General features: G+C 72.5%; 1 pseudogene. It reads left to right on the top strand.

Annotation, left to right across the window (positions count from 1 at the left end):
- Positions 1-338: pseudogene (locus BMG07_RS41080) on the top strand (acetyl-CoA C-acetyltransferase); the annotation flags it as partial.

A 338-nucleotide genomic window follows, 5' to 3' on the forward strand; every position in this document is an offset into this window, starting at 1 on the left:
GGCGACTTCTCTTCGCTCTCCGCGCACGACCTGGGCGGCGCCGCCATCAAGGCCGCCGTCGAGCGCTCGGGCATCGCGCCCGACACCGTGGGCGAAGTGCTGTTCGGCAACTGCCTGATGGCCGGCCAGGGCCAGCCCCGGCGCGCCAGGCGGCCTACAAGGGCGGCCTGCCCGACAGCGCGGGGGCCGTCACGCTCAGCAAGATGTGCGGCTCGGCCATGAAGGCCGCGATGCTGTCGCACGACCTGCTGCTGGCCGGCACCCACGACGTGATCGTGGCGGGCGGCATGGAAAGCATGACCAACGCGCCCTACCTCATGCTCAAGGGCCGCGGCGGC

It is taken from the genome of Variovorax sp. E3, from assembly GCF_016082275.1.
Classification (GTDB): domain Bacteria; phylum Pseudomonadota; class Gammaproteobacteria; order Burkholderiales; family Burkholderiaceae_C; genus Variovorax.